Source organism: Pelagibacterium halotolerans B2 (genome assembly GCF_000230555.1).
Classification (GTDB): domain Bacteria; phylum Pseudomonadota; class Alphaproteobacteria; order Rhizobiales; family Devosiaceae; genus Pelagibacterium; species Pelagibacterium halotolerans.
This window is the reverse complement of record NC_016078.1, coordinates 2,822,909-2,841,924: the sequence shown is the minus strand read 5'-3', so window position 1 is coordinate 2,841,924 and position 19,016 is coordinate 2,822,909. Positions and strand designations below refer to the sequence as shown.

22 protein-coding genes are annotated in these 19,016 nt (G+C 63.8%); 21 read left to right on the top strand and 1 reads right to left on the bottom strand.

Annotated elements, in window-relative coordinates; all coding sequences use genetic code 11:
- Positions 1–46 precede the first annotated feature (46 nt).
- The 12 genes from KKY_RS13885 (at position 47) to KKY_RS20550 (ending at position 12,940) form a co-directional block, all read left to right on the top strand.
- Positions 47–538, top strand: a complete 492-nt coding sequence (locus tag KKY_RS13885; protein WP_014132001.1) for a hypothetical protein — start codon at positions 47–49, stop codon at positions 536–538.
- Between the two features lie 12 nt (positions 539–550).
- Positions 551–718 carry a hypothetical protein gene (locus KKY_RS20555; protein WP_014132000.1) on the top strand — a complete coding sequence of 56 codons (168 nt, stop codon included), beginning with the start codon at positions 551–553 and terminating at the stop codon, positions 716–718.
- On the top strand, positions 711–932 hold the full coding sequence (locus KKY_RS13880; RefSeq protein ID WP_014131999.1) for a hypothetical protein: 222 nt from the start codon (positions 711–713) through the stop codon (positions 930–932). The genes KKY_RS20555 and KKY_RS13880 overlap by 8 nt, the downstream gene beginning before the upstream one ends.
- Positions 933–999: 67 nt before the next feature.
- Positions 1,000–1,428 (top strand): hypothetical protein, encoded by a 429-nt coding sequence (locus KKY_RS13875; protein WP_014131998.1) that lies wholly within the window; start codon positions 1,000–1,002, stop codon positions 1,426–1,428.
- The gene (locus tag KKY_RS13870) at positions 1,425–1,676 is read left to right on the top strand and encodes a DUF6117 family protein (protein ID WP_014131997.1); all 252 of its coding nucleotides are present in this window, start codon (positions 1,425–1,427) and stop codon (positions 1,674–1,676) included. Before KKY_RS13875 ends, KKY_RS13870 begins: the two co-directional genes overlap by 4 nt.
- A gap of 184 nt (positions 1,677–1,860) precedes the next feature.
- Complete coding sequence (locus KKY_RS13865) at positions 1,861–6,198, top strand: strawberry notch-like NTP hydrolase domain-containing protein (RefSeq protein WP_425287466.1); 4,338 nt, start codon at positions 1,861–1,863, stop codon at positions 6,196–6,198.
- Complete coding sequence (locus KKY_RS13860) at positions 6,198–7,235, top strand: DUF7146 domain-containing protein (RefSeq protein WP_014131995.1); 1,038 nt, start codon at positions 6,198–6,200, stop codon at positions 7,233–7,235. Before KKY_RS13865 ends, KKY_RS13860 begins: the two co-directional genes overlap by 1 nt.
- Before the next feature lie 309 nt (positions 7,236–7,544).
- The gene (locus KKY_RS13855) at positions 7,545–8,483 is read left to right on the top strand and encodes a DUF2493 domain-containing protein (protein ID WP_014131994.1); all 939 of its coding nucleotides are present in this window, start codon (positions 7,545–7,547) and stop codon (positions 8,481–8,483) included.
- 169 nt (positions 8,484–8,652) lie between these two features.
- Positions 8,653–9,069: a hypothetical protein gene (locus KKY_RS13850; protein WP_014131993.1), complete on the top strand. Its 417-nt coding sequence runs from the start codon at positions 8,653–8,655 to the stop codon at positions 9,067–9,069.
- Positions 9,070–9,716: 647 nt separating this feature from the next.
- A complete protein-coding gene (locus tag KKY_RS13845; protein ID WP_014131991.1) occupies positions 9,717–10,115 on the top strand; it encodes a single-stranded DNA-binding protein in 399 nt (132 codons plus the stop codon).
- A gap of 621 nt (positions 10,116–10,736) precedes the next feature.
- Positions 10,737–12,623 (top strand): group II intron reverse transcriptase, encoded by a 1,887-nt coding sequence (locus KKY_RS13840; RefSeq protein ID WP_050811722.1) that lies wholly within the window; start codon positions 10,737–10,739, stop codon positions 12,621–12,623.
- A 155-nt stretch (positions 12,624–12,778) separates the two neighbouring features.
- Entirely contained in the window at positions 12,779–12,940 is a 162-nt protein-coding gene (locus KKY_RS20550; RefSeq protein WP_014131989.1) for a hypothetical protein, read from the top strand.
- 397 nt (positions 12,941–13,337) lie between these two features.
- Here the strand turns inward: KKY_RS20550 and KKY_RS13835 are convergent, their stop codons facing one another.
- Positions 13,338–13,565 (bottom strand): helix-turn-helix domain-containing protein, encoded by a 228-nt coding sequence (locus tag KKY_RS13835; protein ID WP_041528790.1) that lies wholly within the window; start codon positions 13,563–13,565, stop codon positions 13,338–13,340.
- Positions 13,566–13,881: 316 nt separating this feature from the next.
- Between KKY_RS13835 and KKY_RS13830 the strand changes: the two genes are divergently transcribed.
- The 9 genes from KKY_RS13830 to KKY_RS13795 all read left to right on the top strand — a co-directional run bounded on the left by KKY_RS13830 (position 13,882) and on the right by KKY_RS13795 (position 18,933).
- Positions 13,882–14,166 (top strand): hypothetical protein, encoded by a 285-nt coding sequence (locus KKY_RS13830; RefSeq protein WP_041529477.1) that lies wholly within the window; start codon positions 13,882–13,884, stop codon positions 14,164–14,166.
- A gap of 156 nt (positions 14,167–14,322) precedes the next feature.
- Positions 14,323–14,646 (top strand): transcriptional regulator domain-containing protein, encoded by a 324-nt coding sequence (locus KKY_RS21035; protein WP_420864529.1) that lies wholly within the window; start codon positions 14,323–14,325, stop codon positions 14,644–14,646.
- Entirely contained in the window at positions 14,579–15,115 is a 537-nt protein-coding gene (locus tag KKY_RS19695) for a DUF2285 domain-containing protein (protein WP_014131985.1), read from the top strand. The genes KKY_RS21035 and KKY_RS19695 overlap by 68 nt, the downstream gene beginning before the upstream one ends.
- A gap of 161 nt (positions 15,116–15,276) precedes the next feature.
- Positions 15,277–15,507: a helix-turn-helix transcriptional regulator gene (locus tag KKY_RS13820; protein ID WP_014131984.1), complete on the top strand. Its 231-nt coding sequence runs from the start codon at positions 15,277–15,279 to the stop codon at positions 15,505–15,507.
- A gap of 15 nt (positions 15,508–15,522) precedes the next feature.
- Complete coding sequence (locus tag KKY_RS13815) at positions 15,523–16,368, top strand: replication initiator protein A (protein ID WP_014131983.1); 846 nt, start codon at positions 15,523–15,525, stop codon at positions 16,366–16,368.
- Positions 16,369–16,639: 271 nt separating this feature from the next.
- A complete protein-coding gene (locus KKY_RS13810; protein ID WP_014131982.1) occupies positions 16,640–17,107 on the top strand; it encodes a DUF2840 domain-containing protein in 468 nt (155 codons plus the stop codon).
- Positions 17,104–17,649, top strand: coding sequence for a S26 family signal peptidase (locus KKY_RS13805; protein WP_014131981.1), 546 nt, complete (start codon positions 17,104–17,106; stop codon positions 17,647–17,649). The genes KKY_RS13810 and KKY_RS13805 overlap by 4 nt, the downstream gene beginning before the upstream one ends.
- A gap of 35 nt (positions 17,650–17,684) precedes the next feature.
- Positions 17,685–18,014 carry a DUF736 domain-containing protein gene (locus KKY_RS13800; RefSeq protein ID WP_014131980.1) on the top strand — a complete coding sequence of 110 codons (330 nt, stop codon included), beginning with the start codon at positions 17,685–17,687 and terminating at the stop codon, positions 18,012–18,014.
- Positions 18,015–18,018: 4 nt separating this feature from the next.
- Positions 18,019–18,933 carry a lytic transglycosylase domain-containing protein gene (locus tag KKY_RS13795; RefSeq protein WP_041528789.1) on the top strand — a complete coding sequence of 305 codons (915 nt, stop codon included), beginning with the start codon at positions 18,019–18,021 and terminating at the stop codon, positions 18,931–18,933.
- Positions 18,934–19,016: the final 83 nt, after the last annotated feature.

Below are 19,016 nucleotides of genomic sequence, written 5' to 3'. Positions count from 1 at the left end.
GGCCCGGCCTTCCCACCAGGCCGTTTTCATTTCAGGAGATATGAGAATGTCCGCTCTCACCATCTATGAGAACGCTCCACTCGGTTCGCTTATCCGCTATTCCGACGGCACCCCCCGGCCGCCCGCTCGGTTCACGCGAAAGCTCAAGGCTTGGGAACATCGCAACGGCATCGGCCGGTTGGTCAGGAAAGAGCCGCCGCACGAGCGGCCGACCTATTCGTCACCAGCCACGTTCGTGCTGCACGAGGGCAAATTCAGCGCAAGCGGCGTGACACTCATAAGCGTCATGTGCTCGTACATCGTCGACTCCGATCTCAGCTTCGAAGTCGCCGAGCGGCCCGCCATCGGCATGGTGCGCGTTATCCAGCCCCTCGGTGAAAACGCCGAATTGCTGCATCTGGCGGAAAGCCGAGAGGCGGCGGAGCTCTGGGTGTCCCGGAAGGGCTATAGCTCGGCCCGTCTCGAGGAGATCACGGCCGACGAGGTTGGCGCCGATGTCGTCGAAGGCCGGGCAGCTATGCCGGCCGCCGTCCTTTAAGGAGACTCTCTCATGCGCAACGAAACCCATGAGCAGTTCGAAGCCATTGCGGCGAGGGCCGGCTGGGACAGCTTTACCCTCCTGGTGCTGATCGCGCGATGGGCGGAAGACAACGGTCAGTTCCAACCGCTCATCGACTATCTCGATGGCCTCGCCGACGAGGAGGAAGACGATGGATAAGCCGGTCAGCGCCGCCAATCGGCACGTCGTCTTCTCCTACCTCGTGCCCGTTCATGTCGAGGTCGAGGACGGCGTTGTCGTGCGCGTCACCGTCATCGACGAAACGCCGATTCGGAACCCGCAATGCGTCGAAGGCTACCCGGCCTATCTTGCCGAGGCCCTTGCCGCCGCAGAAGACGTCCAGCCCTGGCCGTCATGGCAATTCGGATACTGATCCCGTCCTCCACTCACAGCAACTCCCGCCCGGCCCCTGCGCCGGGCTTTTTCTTATGGAGGCTCCAATGCCCACCTATACCGTTGAAACGACCTACCACCTGCCGGCCTATCGGCACAGGAGCTACGAAGCTGAAACGCCTGCGCAGGCATGCCGCCTCGCCATCGAGGATGAGGACTGGACCGGCGAAAAGCTCGACTATGAAACCGCCGGGGAAAACTATGTCACCGGGATCTGGCAGGGCGCCGACGCGGCCTATGAAGGCCCCTCCATCCCGGTGCCGCCTCATTTCGAGGAAGGCGTCCAACGCCGGGCCACCCACTTTGAAGTTCTGCTCGGCGTCCTCAAAATCCTGACCGCCGACGCTCTTGCCGCTCGGGAAACTTCCCAGGACTGGCTCTCCAAGGCGTCCTGGGCCATCGAAAGGGCCGAGGCGATCTTGGCTGACGCGCACGGTCCTGATGATCCGTCCTCAACCGATGGAGGCCCGGCATGAGCATCCCAGACTACGCCCGCACCAATTTCCAGACCCTGCTGCGCGCCGCCGGCGACGGTAATCTGGCGCTTATGGAATGCGCGGACGCGGAGAACGGGCAGCCGCGCTATGTGATCTGCGCCGTGGGCCGCGAGGGGACCTACTACGTGTTCACGCCCTTCGGACATCTGGCAGACGGCAATCCCTATGACGCCTACCTGCCGCCGGACCCCGACCGCTTCGTGCCAAAGGCTGAGCCGAACCACTAAATCTGAACGCGAACGACGCTCAACCAAGAGCGCCCCACCTCTCGGCGGGGCGCTCTTATCGTGCTGTCCCGCTTGGCACGGTGGAGAGTGAGAGGGGGGCCGGGAAGGGTTTGAGCCGGTGCGGTCGAGAGAGAGACGCGCGGCTTGTGTCCTTCCCGCTCTCCCGAGGCTTTATCCCATGTCCATGCCATCGCCGGTCCAGACGGCGCCGTCCGCCGACGCCGCAATCGCTCGCCCATCCCTTCCTCCCATCCTCGCCGCCGCGCGCCTCATCCTTCCCCATCTCGAGCATGGCCGCCGCGTCGATGCGGTGGCCCTGCGTGCGGCGATGGAGTCGGCCTTTGGCGCCTCCGATGCCTCGGGCGCCTGGGATTGGAAGACGGCATATGAGGCGTGCGAAGCCGCCACCGTTCTGTTCCTTCGCAAATACGGCAAGGCGCTGCTGCGCAAAGCCGGCTCTCCGGCGCTCGCGCTGCCGATGCTGGAGAAGGTCGTCGCGCTCCTGCCTACCCACACGCGCCGCTCGCAGGAGAGCCAGACCTTCCAGCAATTCTCGACGCCGGTTCCGCTCGGGCTGGCGGTCATGGCCGCCGCTCGTGTCACACCGGTCGATCGTGTGCTCGAACCGTCGGCCGGCACCGGCCTTCTCGCCATCCTCGCCGAGATCGAGGGCGGCGCGCTTGTGCTCAACGAGCTGACCGAAACCCGCGCCGACCTGCTCTCGACCCTGTTCCCCGACCTCAGGGTCACCCGGTTCGACGCCGCCCAGATCGACGATCATCTCGACCCGGCGATCGTCCCGAGCGTCGTTATAATGAATCCGCCATTCTCGGTGATGGCGAATGTCGCCGGCCGCATGGCGGACGCCGCTTTCCGGCATGTCTCATCCGCCCTTGCCAGGTTGGCTGATGGCGGCCGGTTGGTCGCCATCACCGGCTCGAACTTCGCACCGGATGCTCCGGCTTGGCGCGATGCCTATGTCCAGCTTCAGCAGCGCGGCCGCATCGTATTCTCTGCCGCCGTCGACGGCGCGATCTATGCGCGGCACGGGACGACGTATTCGCCACGGCTGACCGTCATCGACAAGCTGCCCGCAGACGACCCCGAGCGCCTTTTGGACTCGCCCGGAATCGCCCCGGACGCGGCCACGCTCATGGCCTGGATCGGCGAGCACGTACCGCCGCGCTTGCCGGTTGCCGCTTCGGTCGCTGTTCGACCGGCTCCGGCTCCGGCTCCGGCTCCGGCGCCCCGCACGCTTCGCGGCTATGTGGCGCGTCCCGCGCGCACCGCGTCGGCCGCTGCTCCGCTGGCCGAGCCTCAAGCCCAGGACCTCAATTTCGAGCTGCGCGAGTGGTTGCCACCCGAGGATGCACGTCTCTCGGACGCGATCTACGAGGAATACGCCCTCCAATCGCTCGCCATTCCCGGCGCGAAGCCGCATCCCACCAAGCTTGTGCAGTCGGCGGCGATGGCGTCGGTGGCGCCACCCAAGCCCGCCTACCGGCCGACGCTTCCTCCCGCCATCGTCTCGAACGGGCTGCTGTCGGACGCCCAGCTCGAGACCGTGATTTACGCCGGCGAGGCCCATGCCGAGCATCTTGCCGGGTTCTGGACCGTGGACGAAACCTTCGATGTCGTCTCGGCCGCACCCGAGGATGCCGGCAATACCGTGCGCTTCCGCCGGGGCTTCATGGTCGGAGACGGCACCGGGGCGGGCAAGGGCAGACAGGTCGCCGGTGTCGTCCTCGACAACTGGATGAAAGGGCGTCGCCGCGCGCTCTGGATTTCGAAATCCGAGACGCTGATCGAGGACGCACAACGGGATTGGTCGGCCCTCGGCATGGAGCGCCTTCTGGTCACGCCGCTGTCCCGCTTTCCGAAGGGAAAGCCGATCACGCTCAACGAAGGTATCCTATTTCTTACCTACGCTACGCTCCGCTCTGAAGGCGGCGGAGAAAAGCTTTCCCGCGTCGATCAGATCGTTCAGTGGTTGGGCAGCGAGTTCGACGGAGTGATCGTGTTCGACGAAAGCCACGCCATGTCCAACGCCGCCGGCACCAGGAGCGAGCGCGGAGAACAGGCCGGGTCTCAGCAGGGCCGTGCGGGGCTGCGGCTCCAGCACGCCCTTGCGAACGCGCGTGTCCTATACGTCTCGGCAACCGGGGCGACGACGGTTCACAATCTGGCCTACGCCGAAAGGCTGGGCCTTTGGGGCGGCGAGGATTTTCCGTTCTCGACGAGGACGGAGTTCGTCGAGGCCATCGAGGGCGGCGGCGTCGCGGCGATGGAGGTTCTGGCGCGCGATCTGCGCGCGCTCGGCCTCTATACCGCCCGTTCGCTGTCCTATGATGGCGTCGAATATGAGATGCTAGAGCACGAGCTGACCCCCGAGCAGGTCCGTATCTACGACGCCTATGCGGGGGCGTTCTCGATCATTCACAACAATCTCGACGCAGCCATGCGCGCCGCCAATATCACCGGCAGCACGGGCACGCTGAACGCGCAGGCCAAGTCCGCGGCAAGATCGGCCTTCGAGAGCGCCAAGCAACGCTTCTTCGGCCATCTGCTCACCAGCATGAAAACCCCCACTCTGATCGGCCGCATCCGGCGCGATCTCGAGGAGGGCCATGCTCCCGTTGTCCAGATCGTCTCGACCGGCGAGGCGCTGATGGAAAGGCGGCTCGCGGAGCTGCCGACCGAGGAATGGAACGATGTGCGGGTCGACATCACGCCGCGCGAATATGTTTTGGACTATCTTGCCCATTCCTTCCCGGTTCAGCTCTACGAGCCGTTCACCGATTCCGAGGGGAGGCTGTTGTCCCGCCCGGTCACGCGCGATGGCCAGCCGGTGGAGAGCCGCGAGGCCATTGCCCGACGCGACGAGCTCATCGCTCATCTCGCGAGCCTTCCCCCCGTACCGGGCGCTCTCGACCAGATCGTCCAGACCTTCGGCACGGACGTCACGGCTGAGGTCACCGGCCGCTCTCGCCGTGTAGTGCGCAAGAACGACCGCCTGATCGTCGAAAGCCGCGCCGGCAGCGCAAATCTCTCGGAAACCCAGGCGTTCATGGATGACGTCAAGCGCATCCTGATCTTCTCGGATGCCGGGGGCACCGGACGCAGCTACCATGCCGAGCTTTCGGCGCGGAACACGCGGCTGCGCAAGCACTATCTGCTCGAACCCGGCTGGCGGGCGGACAACGCCATCCAGGGGCTCGGCCGCACCAACCGGACCAGCCAGAAGCAGCCGCCGCTTTTCTGCCCGATCGCGACCAATGTCCGGGCCGAAAAGCGCTTCCTCTCTACCATCGCGCGGCGGCTCGACACCTTGGGCGCAATCACGCGCGGACAGAGACAGACCGGCGGCCAGGGCCTTTTCCGCCCCGAGGACAATCTTGAATCGCCCTATGCCCGAGATGCCTTGAGGCAACTCTATCTCCTGCTGGTGCGCGGCAAGGTCGAGGGCTGCTCACTTCATCGCTTCGAAAGCACCACCGGCCTCAAGCTGATGGACGACAATGGGATCAAGGACGATCTGCCGCCGATAACGACCTTCCTCAACCGGCTTCTCGCCCTGACCATCGAGCTTCAGGATGTTCTGTTCGCCGCGTTCGAGGGGCTGCTCGCCGCGCGCGTCGAGGGCGCCATCGCGTCGGGCACATACGATATGGGGCTCGAAACGTTGCGGGCGGAGAGCTTCATCGTCACCGAGCGCCACACGATCTACACTCATCCGGGCACCGGCGCTGAGACGGGCCTGCTGACGATCGCGCAGCGCAAGCGCAATCAGCCGCTCGGGCTGGATGCCGCGCTCGATCACCTCGCCGATCCGCGCGCGCTGCTGATGTTCAACGAGCGGTCGGGCCGCGCCGCCGTCCAGATCCCCACCACCGGCGTCATGCTCGACGATGGCGAAATCGAGCGCAGGGTGCGCCTAGTCCGTCCGACCGAGGCTCATAACGTCCCCGTCAGGACGATGCCGGGCACCCATTGGAAGGAAGCCGAACACGCCGATTTCTCCGCAGCATGGTCGGCCGAGCTGGCGGAGGTGCCCGAGTTCACCGAATCCACTATCCATATCGTCTCGGGCTTGCTGTTGCCGATCTGGAAGCGGTTGCCGGCCAACGAGGGTACGCGGGTCTATCGTCTCCAGGCCGACTCGGGTGAGCGTATCATCGGCCGTCGCGTCTCGCCCGCCTGGGCGGCCAACGCGGTCGCAACCGGATCGCTCTCGCTGTCGGCCGACGCCGCTTTCGCCGCGCTCATGGACGGCAGGACCGTCATTGATCTGGAAGAAGGGCTCCAGCTTCGCCGTGTCCGCGTCATGGGCGGGCAACGGATCGAATTGTCCGGCTTCACCGACACCATGCGGCAGCGCCTCAGCAGCTACGGGCTCTTCCACGAAATCATTTCCTGGAAGCTCAGGATGTTCGTGCCGACGGATGCCAGGGGCGTTGATATCCTCGGCCGCGTCCTCGACCGCTGGGCCATCGAGCGCGTTTCCGAGCGCGAGGCAGCGTGATGCCTCGCTACGATGCCGCCGACCTCGCCATCCGTCTCGGCCGAAAGGCCGAGGCGGTTTGCCGTCATTATCTTCCGGCCGGACGCCGCTTCGGACACTATTGGTTCGTTGGCGATGTGCGCAACACTCCCGGACGCTCGATGTTCGTCCGCCTTGCCGGACCCGATACCGGCAAGGGCGCTGCCGGAAAGTGGACCGACGCGGCAACCGGGGAGCACGGCGACCTGCTCGACGTAATCCGGGAATCACTGGGCCTTGCCGCGTTCAGGGATGTCGCCGAGGAGGCCCGTGCCTTCCTCGCCCTGCCGCATCCCGATCCGCTCCCAGGCTCACCGCCACGATCCGGCTCGACCAATTCCAGACGGTCCGCGAAACGCTTGCTCGCCATCTCGCAGCCCTTTCGGGGCACGCTTGCCGAAACCTATCTGCGCGGCCGCGGCATCACCGCGTTCGCAGATACTGACGCCCTGCGCTTCCATCCTCGCTGCTACTATCGTCCCGCCGATGACGGGCCGACCCTGACCATGCCGGCGATGGTCGCCGCCGTGACCGATCTCACCGGACGAACCACGGGTGCGCATCGGACCTGGCTCAACCCGGACGGTTCGGACAAGGCGGATGTCGATTATCCCCGCCGCGCGATGGGCGATCTTCTCGGCAATGGCGTGCGCTTCGGGGCAGCTGCCGAGGTGATGGCGGCCGGAGAGGGAATCGAAACCGTGTTGTCCGCGCGCTCGGGATTGCCCTTCATGCCGATGGTCGCGGCACTCTCGGCGGCGCACCTCGCTGCCATCCTGTTCCCGCCGGCGCTGAGGCGACTCTATATCCTGTCCGACCGAGATTCGGCGGGAAGCCGCGCGCGGGAAGCGCTTTTGTCCCGAGCAGCGAGCGTCGGGATCGAGGCGGTTGGCCTTTCGCCCCTTGGCGGGGACTTCAACGACGATCTGCGCGGTCATGGCCTCGACATGCTTTGCACCGTGCTGCGGTCCGGGCTTCGCCCCGAGGACGCCAACCGCTTCCTGATCGGCAGGCCATAGATCGGACGGGGTACGCACCGGGGTATCGCCGTCGCCAATGGTCACATCGCCGGGCGCTCCATCTTCGGCAAGAGCCGCGACCGGCCTTCGAAGGAGCGAGCGGCCCACAAACGGGACGGGCAGGCAATGGCCGCGCCTGGCGGCTATTTTCCGCCGGCCGGCGAGCCGGCCTTTGCATCGCGAGGCAAAATAGCCGGCGCGGCCATCAAGGCCCTCGCGGGGCGAGGACTGCCAGCCCGTCCCGCCCGTGGGCTTTCGTCGCCACGAAGGCCGCGAGGGTCGCGGTCAGACCGACGAAGGACCACCCCGATGATCCATGACCATGATGACGACGCCGAACACCGTCACGCCTCTTCCCCGACCGATCACGTCCTGTCCGAACTTCAGCTCTATGGCTGGCGCCCCTATGAGGACGAACCCGATCCCAGGCCCTTGCCCGATGGCAATGTCGTCTTTTCCGCTCTGGTCGATGTCTTCGACGCCCTTGTGGCCTCGATGAGCGAAACCCGCCTCGAGCCCGACCTCGAGGAAGTGCTCTGGGGAACCGTCAATCTCTTCCAGCGCGCCGCCACCCGCATCGAACGCGATCTGGACGACAATGAGCAGGCCCAGCGCCGCCTCCAGCGCGAACAGGATGGCAGCGAGGTGAAATCCGTCGAGCTGGAGCGCCGGACGGCCGAAGGGCTGACCCTTATCGAGCGCCGGGACGCCATGGAGCTCTTCCGCGATCTCGCCGCCGAGCAGTTCGAGCAGCATATCGGCTCCGCCTGGCGGGCACGGGCCGGGTCGAAGGTCAACCATCGCGCCCTGACATCGGCGCTCATCGACAGCCGCGATTTCCTTACCGCCAAGCGCTGGGCCGACAATGAAGTCTATTGCCCCGATGGTCCGAAGATCGTCGTCTCGGGCGGCCTCGACTACAACGATCACCGCCTGATCTGGAGCGTCCTCGACAAGGTGCGCGACAAATACGCGGACATGGTTCTGTTGCACGGCAAGTCGCCGAAAGGCGCCGAGCTGATCGCCTCCCGCTGGGCCGATCAGCGCAAGGTGCCGCAGGTCGGATTTGCCCCGGACTGGACAAAGCATGCCAAGGCGGCGCCCTTCAAGCGCAACGATGCGATCCTCGAAACGCTGCCGCGTGGCGTCATCGTTTTTCCCGGTACGGGGATTCAGGACAATCTCGCCGACAAGGCGAGAAAGCTCGGCATCAAGGTCTATGACTTCCGCGATCGGGGCGGCGCGTAAGCGCCGCCCTTCTTGTCTCTAGGGCAGGAGTCCGAGGGACCGCTCTCGACATGGCGATCGCCGTGATCTACTTTATCCGGGCAGAACCGGCGCAACTGCTTGGTCGCAGGCGAGAACTTTTCTCCGGCCGCCTGTCGTGATCCCTCGATCCCAGACTTCAGAGGTTGCCATGACACTTATCCTGCTCGCCATCTCTGCCACGATCGTCCTTGCGGTTCTCGCCTGGAAGCTCGCCCTTTTCGCGCTGCCGGTCATGGTGGCGACGACGGCTTTCCAGTGGATGTATGGAGCCGGTGCCGGCTTCTGGACGGCAATGCCGATTTCGCTCGGCGCCGCCTTGCTGGCATTTGCAGTTGTCTTCGCGATCATCGGCTTTGCGAAGAACCCGGCGCTGCGCCTTGCCGCGCTCGCCCTCGTTGCCGTGCCGTCTGCCATTGCCGGTTATGCGCTCACCTATGGCGTTGCCAAGGAAGCCATCGACTCCGTGCTCCTTCTCAATCTGCTCGGTGGCGTCAGCGGGATCGTCGTGGGCATCGCCGCGCTGTTCAATCTGGGCACGGTCGCGGCGGCCATCTCCTCGCGCTGACGTTCACGCCGCGTTCCGAACCGCAAGGTCATGTCGATCCAGCCGCAGGGCCGCGATTACCACAGCGTCGTCGCCTCGTTTCGGCGTTTGCGTCATGGTTCGACTTGGCCGCAGCCCCCGGTCGCAATGACCCTTCGGGAGCAATCCCGACACCGCAGCGGACAAGCGTTTGGACCGTCCGCCTGGGCGTGGTGGATGCGGCTGCAAGGTGACCTGCCTTCCGCTTCCGGCAGCATGGACCCGGCCCTGGCCGTCAGCCGTGAGCGCTGCCGTCGCCCTCACCGCAAGGTCCCCCTGCTGCGCCTCGATTCACCGAGAGCTGCCCCCGAAATGGTTGCGCCGAATGGACAGAGGCGTTGGTAGCTGATGCCGCAACACGCGCGTTTTGGGACAGGCCCGATATCGCCAGCGAAACGATGCGGCTGCTTGTGTCTCCGGGCATTCCCGGAAAGACCATTCCCTCCTCCTGACCGATCCCCTAAGTCCGTGCTGTCTCCGCCAGCAACCCCGCGGAACCGGCCGTGTTGGCGCGTGCCGCGCCTGCCCGCCCCACCCCGGTCCTTAAGGGTTGCCACCGCATCCAGCCGGCCTTTTCCGGGGGCTCATCGGAGGGATGGTCCCTCCGGTAGAAGCAACGGAGACTAAAGATGCAGAACATCGTCATTCTCGCCGGCAACATCGGACGCGACCCGGAAACCCGCAACGTCCCTGGCGGCACCAGGGTCACCAACTTTACCCTCGCCACCTCGCGTCCGCGCTATTCGGAGGGCAAGGTTCTCCGCGACGCAGAAGGGCGGCGGATCCAGGATACCGAATGGCACCGCGTCATCGCCTTCAACGGCCTGGGCAAGACGGTCCAGGACTATTGCCAGAAGGGCATGAAGGTTCTGGTGCGCGGCCGCATCCACTACACCCAGTGGACCGATGCGGAAGGGATCGAGCGCTATGGTGTCGAGATCATCGCCGAGACGGTGGATTTCCTGAGCCGGGGTAAGCAGGCCGAAGCGAGCCAGGACAGCAACGATGACGATGACATCCCGTTCTGAGTGCGCCGTTTTACTAGTCGAAACAAGTGCTTACGGGGAAATTTCCCGTAAGCATGAACTGTCAGGAGGTTCATTGCAAGCCCAATTCACCTCGGCCTGGTAACAGGAAGCAACCGGTGAAAACCGGCGGGGGAAAACAGCATATTGGGACAAAAGGCGAGTGACGGCGAATCAGTCTAGCGCGGTCTTCGTCATTGCAAGCTGTGTATGGCCAAGCCTTGATTGGTTGAATCGTAGACCTTAGCGGTTTTGGGATATCGGTGGCGAAAGACTGATGAGACGCCATCTCGGAGAATGAGGCAGCGAGATCAGAATGCTGCCTTACCTGACTTCTCCGACGCCTGCTCGATGAGAGTGGCAAAGGGTCGAACGCGGGGCCTAACCACAGCGTTTCTTGTCCGACTGGGAATACGGGATCGCCTAAGTTGGATGCATGTCCAATATGGCGACGGAGCTCCCATAGTACTCGATGTGGTCCTGTAACGGGGATTGCAGTCGGTAACCAACCCGACCTGAAACGGCGGCATAAGTGGCTGGCAACGGCCACGAAAACCACCGAGGTAAGGAGGAAGGGGAGCAGTTTACGATCAACGCCAACGAATGCCCGAGGGAGGGTAGTCAGTGCTATCCGCTCGCACCGTCACGGCATTGGAAGGCGTGGGTAAAGCCACCCGCGGAGGGGCAAGGGTCCGGAAACTCCACAAGCTCATGCGAACGCACGCGGATTTGTGGTATTCGGCCTATGCGAAGCTCTATGCCAACAAGGGGGCGCTCACCCCCGGCGTTTCGGGCAACACCCTCGACGGGTTCGGAGAGGAACGGGTCGCCGCGTTGATGCATGCCATCAGCACAGGCACTTACAAACCCTCTCCGGTTCGCAGGACTTACATCCTCAAGGACCCGAAAAATCCAGCGGGCAAGAAGCGCCCGCTCGGCATTCCCACGGGCGACGACAAGCTGGTGCAGGAGGTCGTACGCGCTCTGCTAGAAGTGATCTATGAGCCGGTCTTCTCGGATCGGTCGCATGGCTTTCGGCCGGGGCGTTCATGTCACACTGCGCTCAACCAGATTGTCCGGTCGTGGAAAGGCACCAAGTGGATCTGCGAAGTCGACATCAAGGGTTACTTCGACAATATCGACCATGAGACCCTGCTTGGCCTCCTGGCGCGCAAGATCGACGATCGAGCGTTCCTGAAGCTCATCAGGGAATTCCTCGTGGCCGGGTATCTCGAAGATTGGACGTACAACGCCACTTATAGCGGGACACCGCAGGGTGGCGTCGTATCGCCGATCCTCGCCAACATCTATCTCCATGAACTCGATCAGTTCATGGACTCCCGGATGGCGGCGTTCAATCGGGGCGCTCGAAGGAAACCCAATCCCGAGTACTGCCGTCTGAACAATCTTGCATCCATTCGCCGCCGAAAACTGCGCGTACATGGCGACAGCCATTCGAAAGCCGCAAGGTGGCGACAGGAAATGCAGGAGATGGAGGCGGCAAAAGCACTTCTCCCCAGCGTTGACATGCATGATGAAGGGTTCAAGCAGTTGCACTACGTGCGATACGCCGACGACTTCCTCATCGGTATTGTCGGCTCAAAGGAGGAGGCCGCGCAGATCATGGCAGAGGTCCGGTCCTTCGTTGAAGGACCGTTGAAGCTCACCATCTCGGCGGAAAAATCGCGGATGGGTGCCATGAGCAAGGGCACCGTCTTCCTCGGCTACGGCGTCCAAACCCGTCGGCTCGACAAGCGCATGAAGTGTCGGTTGGAGGCGTGGGGCAAGGCGGTCTTTGCCGTCAAGCGCACCGTGACCGACCATATCCACCTCTATGTGCCGGAAGAGAAAATCCGCAACTTCGCCGTGGCGAAAGGGTATGGCGTCATGGACGCCGGGAGAAATGACATACGCTTCAGGCCCATGATGTTGCCGTTGTCGGATTACGAGATCGTAGTCCAGTACAACGCGGAGCTTCGTGGGTTCGCAAATTATTATGCGCTGGCACCGAAGTACTATCTGAACCGGCTGGAATGGATGGCCAACACGAGCCTCTTTAAAACGCTGGCGAGGAAGCACGACACAAGCTGGGGCAAAATGTTTGCGCGTATGCGCTGCCCGGTACATGGCCATTCGCTTGCCTATCATCTGGAAGGAGAGGAACGGCGTCTGCCGGTGTTTCGATTGAAACACCGATGGGTCGCCGCCTCGCAAAACCCGGATGCAAAGCCGAATATCCACACCTTCGCATCTCGCTCGGAACTGCTGCGACGGATTGCGGCCCGAAAATGTGAATACTGCGGAACAGAAGATGCTCCGTTCGAGGTTCATCACGTGCGCAAGCTCGCGGACCTCAAGGATGGAACCTCGCACTGGCAGCGGCTCATGAGTGCCCGGCGTCGCAAGACGTTGGTGTTATGCCGCCCATGCCATGTCGATCTTCACCGGGGCACGCTCCCGGACAATCGCTTTGCTCTTGCAGGATCGGAAATGGAGAGCCGGATGCGGTGAAAGCCGCATGTCCGGTTCGGAGGGGGAGCAACGGTCATCCGGCAAACCCGGAAACACGTGCTCTACCCTACTCGGGACAATCGAGGCCCGGCGGCTGGACCGCCGGGCCTTTTTTTTCGTTTCCGGGGCTTGGATGTCGCTTGGAGTGCCGGGGGATGACCAAGGCTGTCTCACGCACACCAGTCCCGGCGCTGTATGCGCTTCTCATCATGCGGATCGGGATGATCGGCCCCTCGGGGGCGGAATTTGAACCGCTCCTTATCGGATCAAGGTCGCGGTCGGAGGGCATCGCTTACGAGGCCGGTTCCGGCACCTGATCGCGGAAACCACCCCGCTCTCGATCGGCGACCTTGGTTTCAGACGCTCCCTAATACGATCAACCCGTGAAGGGTCCGCTACGCGAGCGTGCGGCCTTTCCGGCTCGCGCCTGCAAGGTGATCGCCGTCACGACTGAAACATCGGGCGTCTGTCGAGCGGGGAATGGTCCCCGCTTCCAGAACAGGAGCCAGAAAATGTCCCTCGCAGATGCCAGCGCAATGGCCTTCAACCTTGCCTGAACCCTCATGGTGACGATCATCATCTTCCGCGCCGGGGACGGCACGATGGGCGTGATGCCAGCCGCCGAATATGACGGTGACGAAGAGACGATAATCCGTGAGCTGGACCCGTTCGCCCCGTAAGGGGCGAGCGGTAATCGATACTCATTCCGATCCATCAAGCCTCCCGCGCATCGACCGGACGCTTGAGCAGATCAGCAGAATCGACATCGAGAACCTTGGCGAGCCGGTCCACCACGTCGATGCTCGCACCATAGATGCAGCGCTCCAACGAGCTGATGTAGGTACGGTCCACCTCGGCCCGATGCGCCAATTCTTCCTGCGACAGCCCTCGCGCCTGCCGCAGTGACTTCAGATTCTGCGCGAAGACTTCCCGTATTCCCATCTCCGAAAGGAAGCGTCTTGTGGAGAATTCCACTACGGAGTATTCTCGACAGGCAAAGGAAAATCCGAGGTTTCACCCACAGCAACTCCTTGCACCGCTGACCATTGCGGATTGACCATGAAGTCTCGACGTTGGTGCCAAGCAGAGTGGGGATGAAAAGCCGGACAAGTTTCGTCACATTATTGTAATTGTTATAGATAGGGCATGGGGGTGTGATAGTTCGAAGCTATTGGCGTGACGTATAAACCCCGTTGTCTATCGGGTTTGCGGGGTGCACTTTGTCACTACGCAAATATGCTGATCTGGGATGCTTTGGATGAAGAGGCCACGGCCAGAACAGGAACCAGAGATCGCGGACGCGCCGGTGCTCTCCGACGAGCTGACCGACTACGACTATCGCCTTCTCTATGTTTATCTCCGCCTGCTCATAGCCGAGGAAAAAGGTGCCGACTGGACGGAAGTCGCGAAAACCGTTCTCAGAATCGATCCAGAGGCTGAGCCCGAGCGCACCTATCAAGCCTACCAGGCCCATCTGGCTCGCGCGCACTGGATGGTTAGCACTGGCGGTTACGAACTACTGCGTAGCGCCCGTATAGAATAGGCCGAGCCCCTCCCAGTGCGCCTGTCATCGCCGCGACGGTGCGCCACGCCACCAGTGCCCTATGCTGTGATAGGCGGCGCTGCCCTATGCCGTTCCAGCCTGCCCTCGATAATCGGGCACTTCCCTGCGATCGGCGGACTAGGGGAGGAGGCAATTATGGCAATGGCTGGGGACTGGCGGTCGTCCGCGTCCACGGACTACTTCAAAACGCTCGACCTCGAACACCTCGCGTTCGAGTTCATCTCGCGCGATCCACGCTTCCGGGAGGAGCACGCGGAGCTCGATCGCAAGGTCAAGAGCGGCCAGATCGACGCCACCGAGGCCATGCGGCGGTTGCGCGAGTCCTGGGGGTTGTCCTTTCGCGGCGCCCGACGCGCCAGTTCTTTGGGAACCGCACCTCCTGCCGAGTGTCGTGCTGATCGGACCGGCGCCCCCGGGCTTCCCCGATGTACACGCAATTCCGCCCCAAAGCCTGCCTGATCTCCTCGCCCAATCCTATGACGGTGCCGGCCGCTCCATTGTGCTGCGCGACACCGAGGGCGAACTCCGAATGCGGGTGGAGGCGGATGCAGACGCGACGGGTTGGGCCTTTGTCATTCCGAACGATACCTGGCGGATAGTTCGCCTCAAAGCGTTGATGCGACTTCTGCTCAAGCTGGCCGGTCTGCCGACAGGCGCCCCAACTCTCGAACCGGCCCTAACCCCTTACCGGCTTCATCGTCTTGCCCTCTCGCTGCGCGCACTCGACGGCGAGGAAGAGGGTGCCAGCCGCCGCGAGGTTGGCGCTGTTCTCTTCACCCAGGAAGCGCGAGACATCACCTCCCATGGCTGGAAAAGTTCAGGTCTGCGCAAGAAGGTCGCCCGCCTGATCCGGCTTGGACATGCCATGCGCGACGGCGACTATCGTCATCTCCTTACCCGCTCCTTCCACCGCATTCGTTGGGGTTGATCCGGCCACATCCTCATGCCGGTTCCGGCAAGGGGGGACAAATTTCAGAGGATTTTTCGCCGCAAGGTCGGGACTCCCCCCTGGGCCGAATTCTCCGCCACGCTTGCCGTCGGTCAGCCCCGCTATCCGAAGCGGGGCTGCCAGAGCGACGGAGCCCTACCATGACCGAACCCTTGCCTCCCATTCTCCCGCGCTACCTGCGCACCCCCGACGCGGCGCGTCTGCTTGCCATCTCCCCGCGTACCCTCGAAAAGCACCGCGTCTTCGGCACCGGGCCGGTTTTCCGCAAGCTCGGTGGTCGTGTCGTGTACGCCGTCACCGATCTTGAAGCCTGGGCCGAGGACGGCGCGCGTCGCTCGACCTCGGATCCCGGTGCCGAACGCAAGCGTTGAGGGCGGCGTCTTTCAATGGCCGTACCTGTCCGCTCCGAGACCGACCAACTCGACCTGTTCCGAGCGCGCTCCGGCGCCATCGCGCCACGCGATGCTCAGGATCTCATGGCCTGGCCGTTCTTCTCGCTCGCCAAGTCCCGGCGCATCGCGCCGATCGACTTCCGTATGGGTGAGGTGGTCATCCGGGTCGAGGCTACGGTTGAGCACGGCATGGCGACCATTTGGGATGCCGATATCCTGATCTGGGCCGCTAGCCAGATCGTCGATGCCCGCGACCGGGGCCTCGCCACGTCACGCCTCATGGTTGCGACCCCATACGAGATTCTCGCCTTCATCGGCCGCGGCGATTCCGCGCTGAGCTACGAGCGCCTCAAAGCCGCGCTCGACCGGCTTCAATCGACCACGATCGTCACCTCCATCCGGCAGATCAGCGAGCGCCGCCGCCACCGCTTCTCCTGGATCAACGAGTGGAAGGAACGGCTCGACGCAAACGGCCGCCCGCTCGGCATCGAACTCATCCTCCCAGACTGGTTTTATGCCGGTGTGCTCGACGAGGCGCTGATCCTCACAATCGACCGAAATTATTTCGCGCTGACGGGCGGCCTCGAACGCTGGCTGTACCGGCTCGCGCGCAAGCACGGCGGCCGGCAGGCGCGCGGCTGGAGCTTCGACGTCACGCACCTCTATCTCAAATCCGGCACGCTCTCGCCGGCCCGCCGCTTCCGCTTCGAGCTACGCGGCATCGTCCGGCGGCAGCCATTGCCCGGATATCGCCTCCTGTTGTTCATCGGTGCTGACGGCGGAGAGCGGCTGGGCTTCCAACCCGAGCGGGCCGATCTTAGGATCGGAGGCAGGCCATGACCGCGCGCGCCGCCTTGTGGATAACCGTGTGCAAAACTTCGGCGCGGACCCGTACTATCGGGAACGCCCAAGCCCGTACTATCAGGAACGCCCGACCCGTACTATCGGGAACGCCCACACCGCGTAAGGTCGGGATACCAAACGCGGAATCGGCCCCCTCTAACTATCCTAACATCAAGAATCTAACCTTCTTCTTGACCGGGGAAGTGTGTGGATACCGTTCGCCTCCGGCGCGCGGCAGGCTGGGCATGGCGCCGGAAAGGGGGACGCCATGACCGCGCTCCTAACGCATGTCGAGCTCACTTGGATCGAAAAGAAGATCGAGTTCTGGATCAGGTTCGGCCATCCCGCGCACAACCAGCGCCTCGACCGTCACCGTCGCCGCGTGAGCTTCGCCCCCGGCAGCGTCTTTGCCTTTGTCCGCTGGGCGGCCAACGATTACGGCACCATCATCTCGCGTATCGACATCGTCCTCGCCGTCGAACATGGGCAGGTCTATCAAACGCTCCCTTTCGTTCGGCCGGGCGGGGATATCCTGCTCAAGGTCAATGGCTGGCCCAAGGTCGAGCGCGTCCTCAAGACAATCGACGCCGTAGAGGCCATCGGCGTCGATCCGGCCGACGCGGCGACCGACTATTGGCGGCACGCCCACAATCGTATCGCCGCCGGCCTTGAACCGAACGCATACGAGCCTGCGCAGCACCGCGCCTGGCTCAAGCGCCGGGGGATCGCGCCATGACGCGCTTTGGATGGGTGATCACCACGTATCTCGCCAGCGTTGCCATTGGCGCCTCGGCCTTCGTCGATCCGCCGCCCGCGCTGATCTGGAACGCCTCGCCCAGCGTGCCGATCGGGCTCTTCACAGTGCATGCGGCCGAGCATCTGGAGATCGCCGATCTGGTCGCCGTCACGCCGCCCGACGACCTCGCCGCGTTCCTCGCCGAGCGCGGTTATCTGCCGCGCGGCGTGCCCATGCTCAAGCGCGTGCTCGGCCTGCCGGGGCAGGAGATTTGCCGCGACGGGCCGACCGTCACCGTGGATGGCATCGAGATGGGCATGGCGCTCGACCGCGACGGCGCCGGCCGCGACCTGCCGGCCTGGCACGGCTGCCGCACCGTCGCCGATGACGAAATCTTCCTGATGAACTGGCAATCCGCCGACAGCCTCGACGGCCGCTATTTCGGCCCGCTGCCCGTTGCCGCGATCATCGGCCGGGCGCTCCCGCTCTGGACCGATGAGGAGGGCGACGGCCGCTACGAATGGCGCGCCCCGGCGCGCTGACCGTCTTTCCCACCCAGCCATCAATGGAGGTTCCAATGGCACAGATCGGACAGTTCACCCGCACGGAAAGCGGCTTCTCGGGGAGGATACAGACCCCGATACTCGGCGTTGACGTGGTGTTGGTGCCGCTCGAGCGCGGCGGCAACGAGAAGGCGCCCGACTACCGCATCCACGTCACCGATGCGGACGGTGCCGAGATCGGCGCCGGCTGGACGAGGGTGGGCGAGAAGGCCGGGGAATATGTCTCCGTGCTGATCGACGGCCTCGCCTTTGCGCAGCCCGTACACGCCAATCTCTTCCGTTCGGGGGATGCAGCCTACACCTTACAATGGTCGCGCCCGTTGCGGCGCGACCCCAAGGGGTGATCTCATGCGGGACCGCCCTTTCGGTGCAATCCCTTTGTTCGATCGTCGGCTGGTCAATCCCTCCGTCCCGATCGGCTACCGTGCAGCCATCGCGCGCAGGGCCGGTCAAGGGCGGCCACGGGCCGGCGCTTGCGCCTTGCCCTTGAGGGGCGCGAGCACGGTGGCGGGATTGTTGCTGGTCGGAACCGAAAGCCGTGCGGGATTTATCGTTCGGCGTGCATTCATGCTCGCCGTTGTGAGCGGTATGATCGGCATCGCGTCCGTCATGCCCATGCAGGCCCAGGACGTTCCGGCACACCTCGAAGCGGTCGATCCCTTCGCGATCCCGATCGCCGAAGCATCGTTCCGCTTCGCCATTCCCGAGCACTGGATACGCGCCGTCATCACCGCCGAGAGCAGCAACGAGCCGTCCGCCGTCTCGCCCAAGGGCGCTATCGGGCTGATGCAGGTGATGCCGGCGACCTATGGCGAGTTGCGCGAACGTTATCATCTCGGGCCCGACCCGTTGCATGTCCGTGACAACATCATTGCGGGCACCGCCTATCTGCGCGAGATGCTCGATCGGTTCGGACCGGATGGGTTTCTCGCCGCCTACAATGCGGGTCCCGGACGTTATGAGGAGTATCTGTCCGGTGCGCGCGAACTGCCGGCCGAGACGCTGGCTTACGTCGAAACTCTTGCCACCGTCATCGCCGAAGCGCACGAATCTCGCGCACATTCCGCGCTGGTCGGCGGCACCTTCGACGTGCTCGAAACCGCATCCGTCGACAATCCTTTGGCATCCGCGTTGTCCGTCCCGCTGCAACGCATCGTCGATCTGACTGCGCTCCAGCCGTCAACCGGCCGTCCGTCCGATGCCGATCTTTACGCCGCACCGATCTTTGTTCCGGTCAATTCCCGTCCGGGGAGCGCCCCATGATCGGCTTCGCGGAGTATCGCATTGGGGCGCAGCCAGGGGCACAAGAGCGGAAGGGCCGGCAGGGAGGGGACAACAAGCTGGGG

Bases quoted from the DNA above. Each gene is read 5' to 3' on its own strand.
- KKY_RS13885 (WP_014132001.1), top strand. From the start codon at position 47: ATGTCCGCTCTCACCATCTATGAGAACGCTCCACTCGGTTCGCTTATC.
- KKY_RS20555 (WP_014132000.1), top strand. From the start codon at position 551: ATGCGCAACGAAACCCATGAGCAGTTCGAAGCCATTGCGGCGAGGGCC.
- KKY_RS13880 (WP_014131999.1), top strand. From the start codon at position 711: ATGGATAAGCCGGTCAGCGCCGCCAATCGGCACGTCGTCTTCTCCTAC.
- KKY_RS13875 (WP_014131998.1), top strand. From the start codon at position 1,000: ATGCCCACCTATACCGTTGAAACGACCTACCACCTGCCGGCCTATCGG.
- KKY_RS13870 (WP_014131997.1), top strand. From the start codon at position 1,425: ATGAGCATCCCAGACTACGCCCGCACCAATTTCCAGACCCTGCTGCGC.
- KKY_RS13865 (WP_425287466.1), top strand. From the start codon at position 1,861: ATGCCATCGCCGGTCCAGACGGCGCCGTCCGCCGACGCCGCAATCGCT.
- KKY_RS13860 (WP_014131995.1), top strand. From the start codon at position 6,198: ATGCCTCGCTACGATGCCGCCGACCTCGCCATCCGTCTCGGCCGAAAG.
- KKY_RS13855 (WP_014131994.1), top strand. From the start codon at position 7,545: ATGATCCATGACCATGATGACGACGCCGAACACCGTCACGCCTCTTCC.
- KKY_RS13850 (WP_014131993.1), top strand. From the start codon at position 8,653: ATGACACTTATCCTGCTCGCCATCTCTGCCACGATCGTCCTTGCGGTT.
- KKY_RS13845 (WP_014131991.1), top strand. From the start codon at position 9,717: ATGCAGAACATCGTCATTCTCGCCGGCAACATCGGACGCGACCCGGAA.
- KKY_RS20550 (WP_014131989.1), top strand. From the start codon at position 12,779: ATGACCAAGGCTGTCTCACGCACACCAGTCCCGGCGCTGTATGCGCTT.
- KKY_RS13835 (WP_041528790.1), bottom strand. From the start codon at position 13,565: ATGGGAATACGGGAAGTCTTCGCGCAGAATCTGAAGTCACTGCGGCAG.
- KKY_RS13830 (WP_041529477.1), top strand. From the start codon at position 13,882: ATGAAGAGGCCACGGCCAGAACAGGAACCAGAGATCGCGGACGCGCCG.
- KKY_RS21035 (WP_420864529.1), top strand. From the start codon at position 14,323: ATGGCAATGGCTGGGGACTGGCGGTCGTCCGCGTCCACGGACTACTTC.
- KKY_RS13820 (WP_014131984.1), top strand. From the start codon at position 15,277: ATGACCGAACCCTTGCCTCCCATTCTCCCGCGCTACCTGCGCACCCCC.
- KKY_RS13815 (WP_014131983.1), top strand. From the start codon at position 15,523: ATGGCCGTACCTGTCCGCTCCGAGACCGACCAACTCGACCTGTTCCGA.
- KKY_RS13810 (WP_014131982.1), top strand. From the start codon at position 16,640: ATGACCGCGCTCCTAACGCATGTCGAGCTCACTTGGATCGAAAAGAAG.
- KKY_RS13805 (WP_014131981.1), top strand. From the start codon at position 17,104: ATGACGCGCTTTGGATGGGTGATCACCACGTATCTCGCCAGCGTTGCC.
- KKY_RS13800 (WP_014131980.1), top strand. From the start codon at position 17,685: ATGGCACAGATCGGACAGTTCACCCGCACGGAAAGCGGCTTCTCGGGG.
- KKY_RS13795 (WP_041528789.1), top strand. From the start codon at position 18,019: ATGCGGGACCGCCCTTTCGGTGCAATCCCTTTGTTCGATCGTCGGCTG.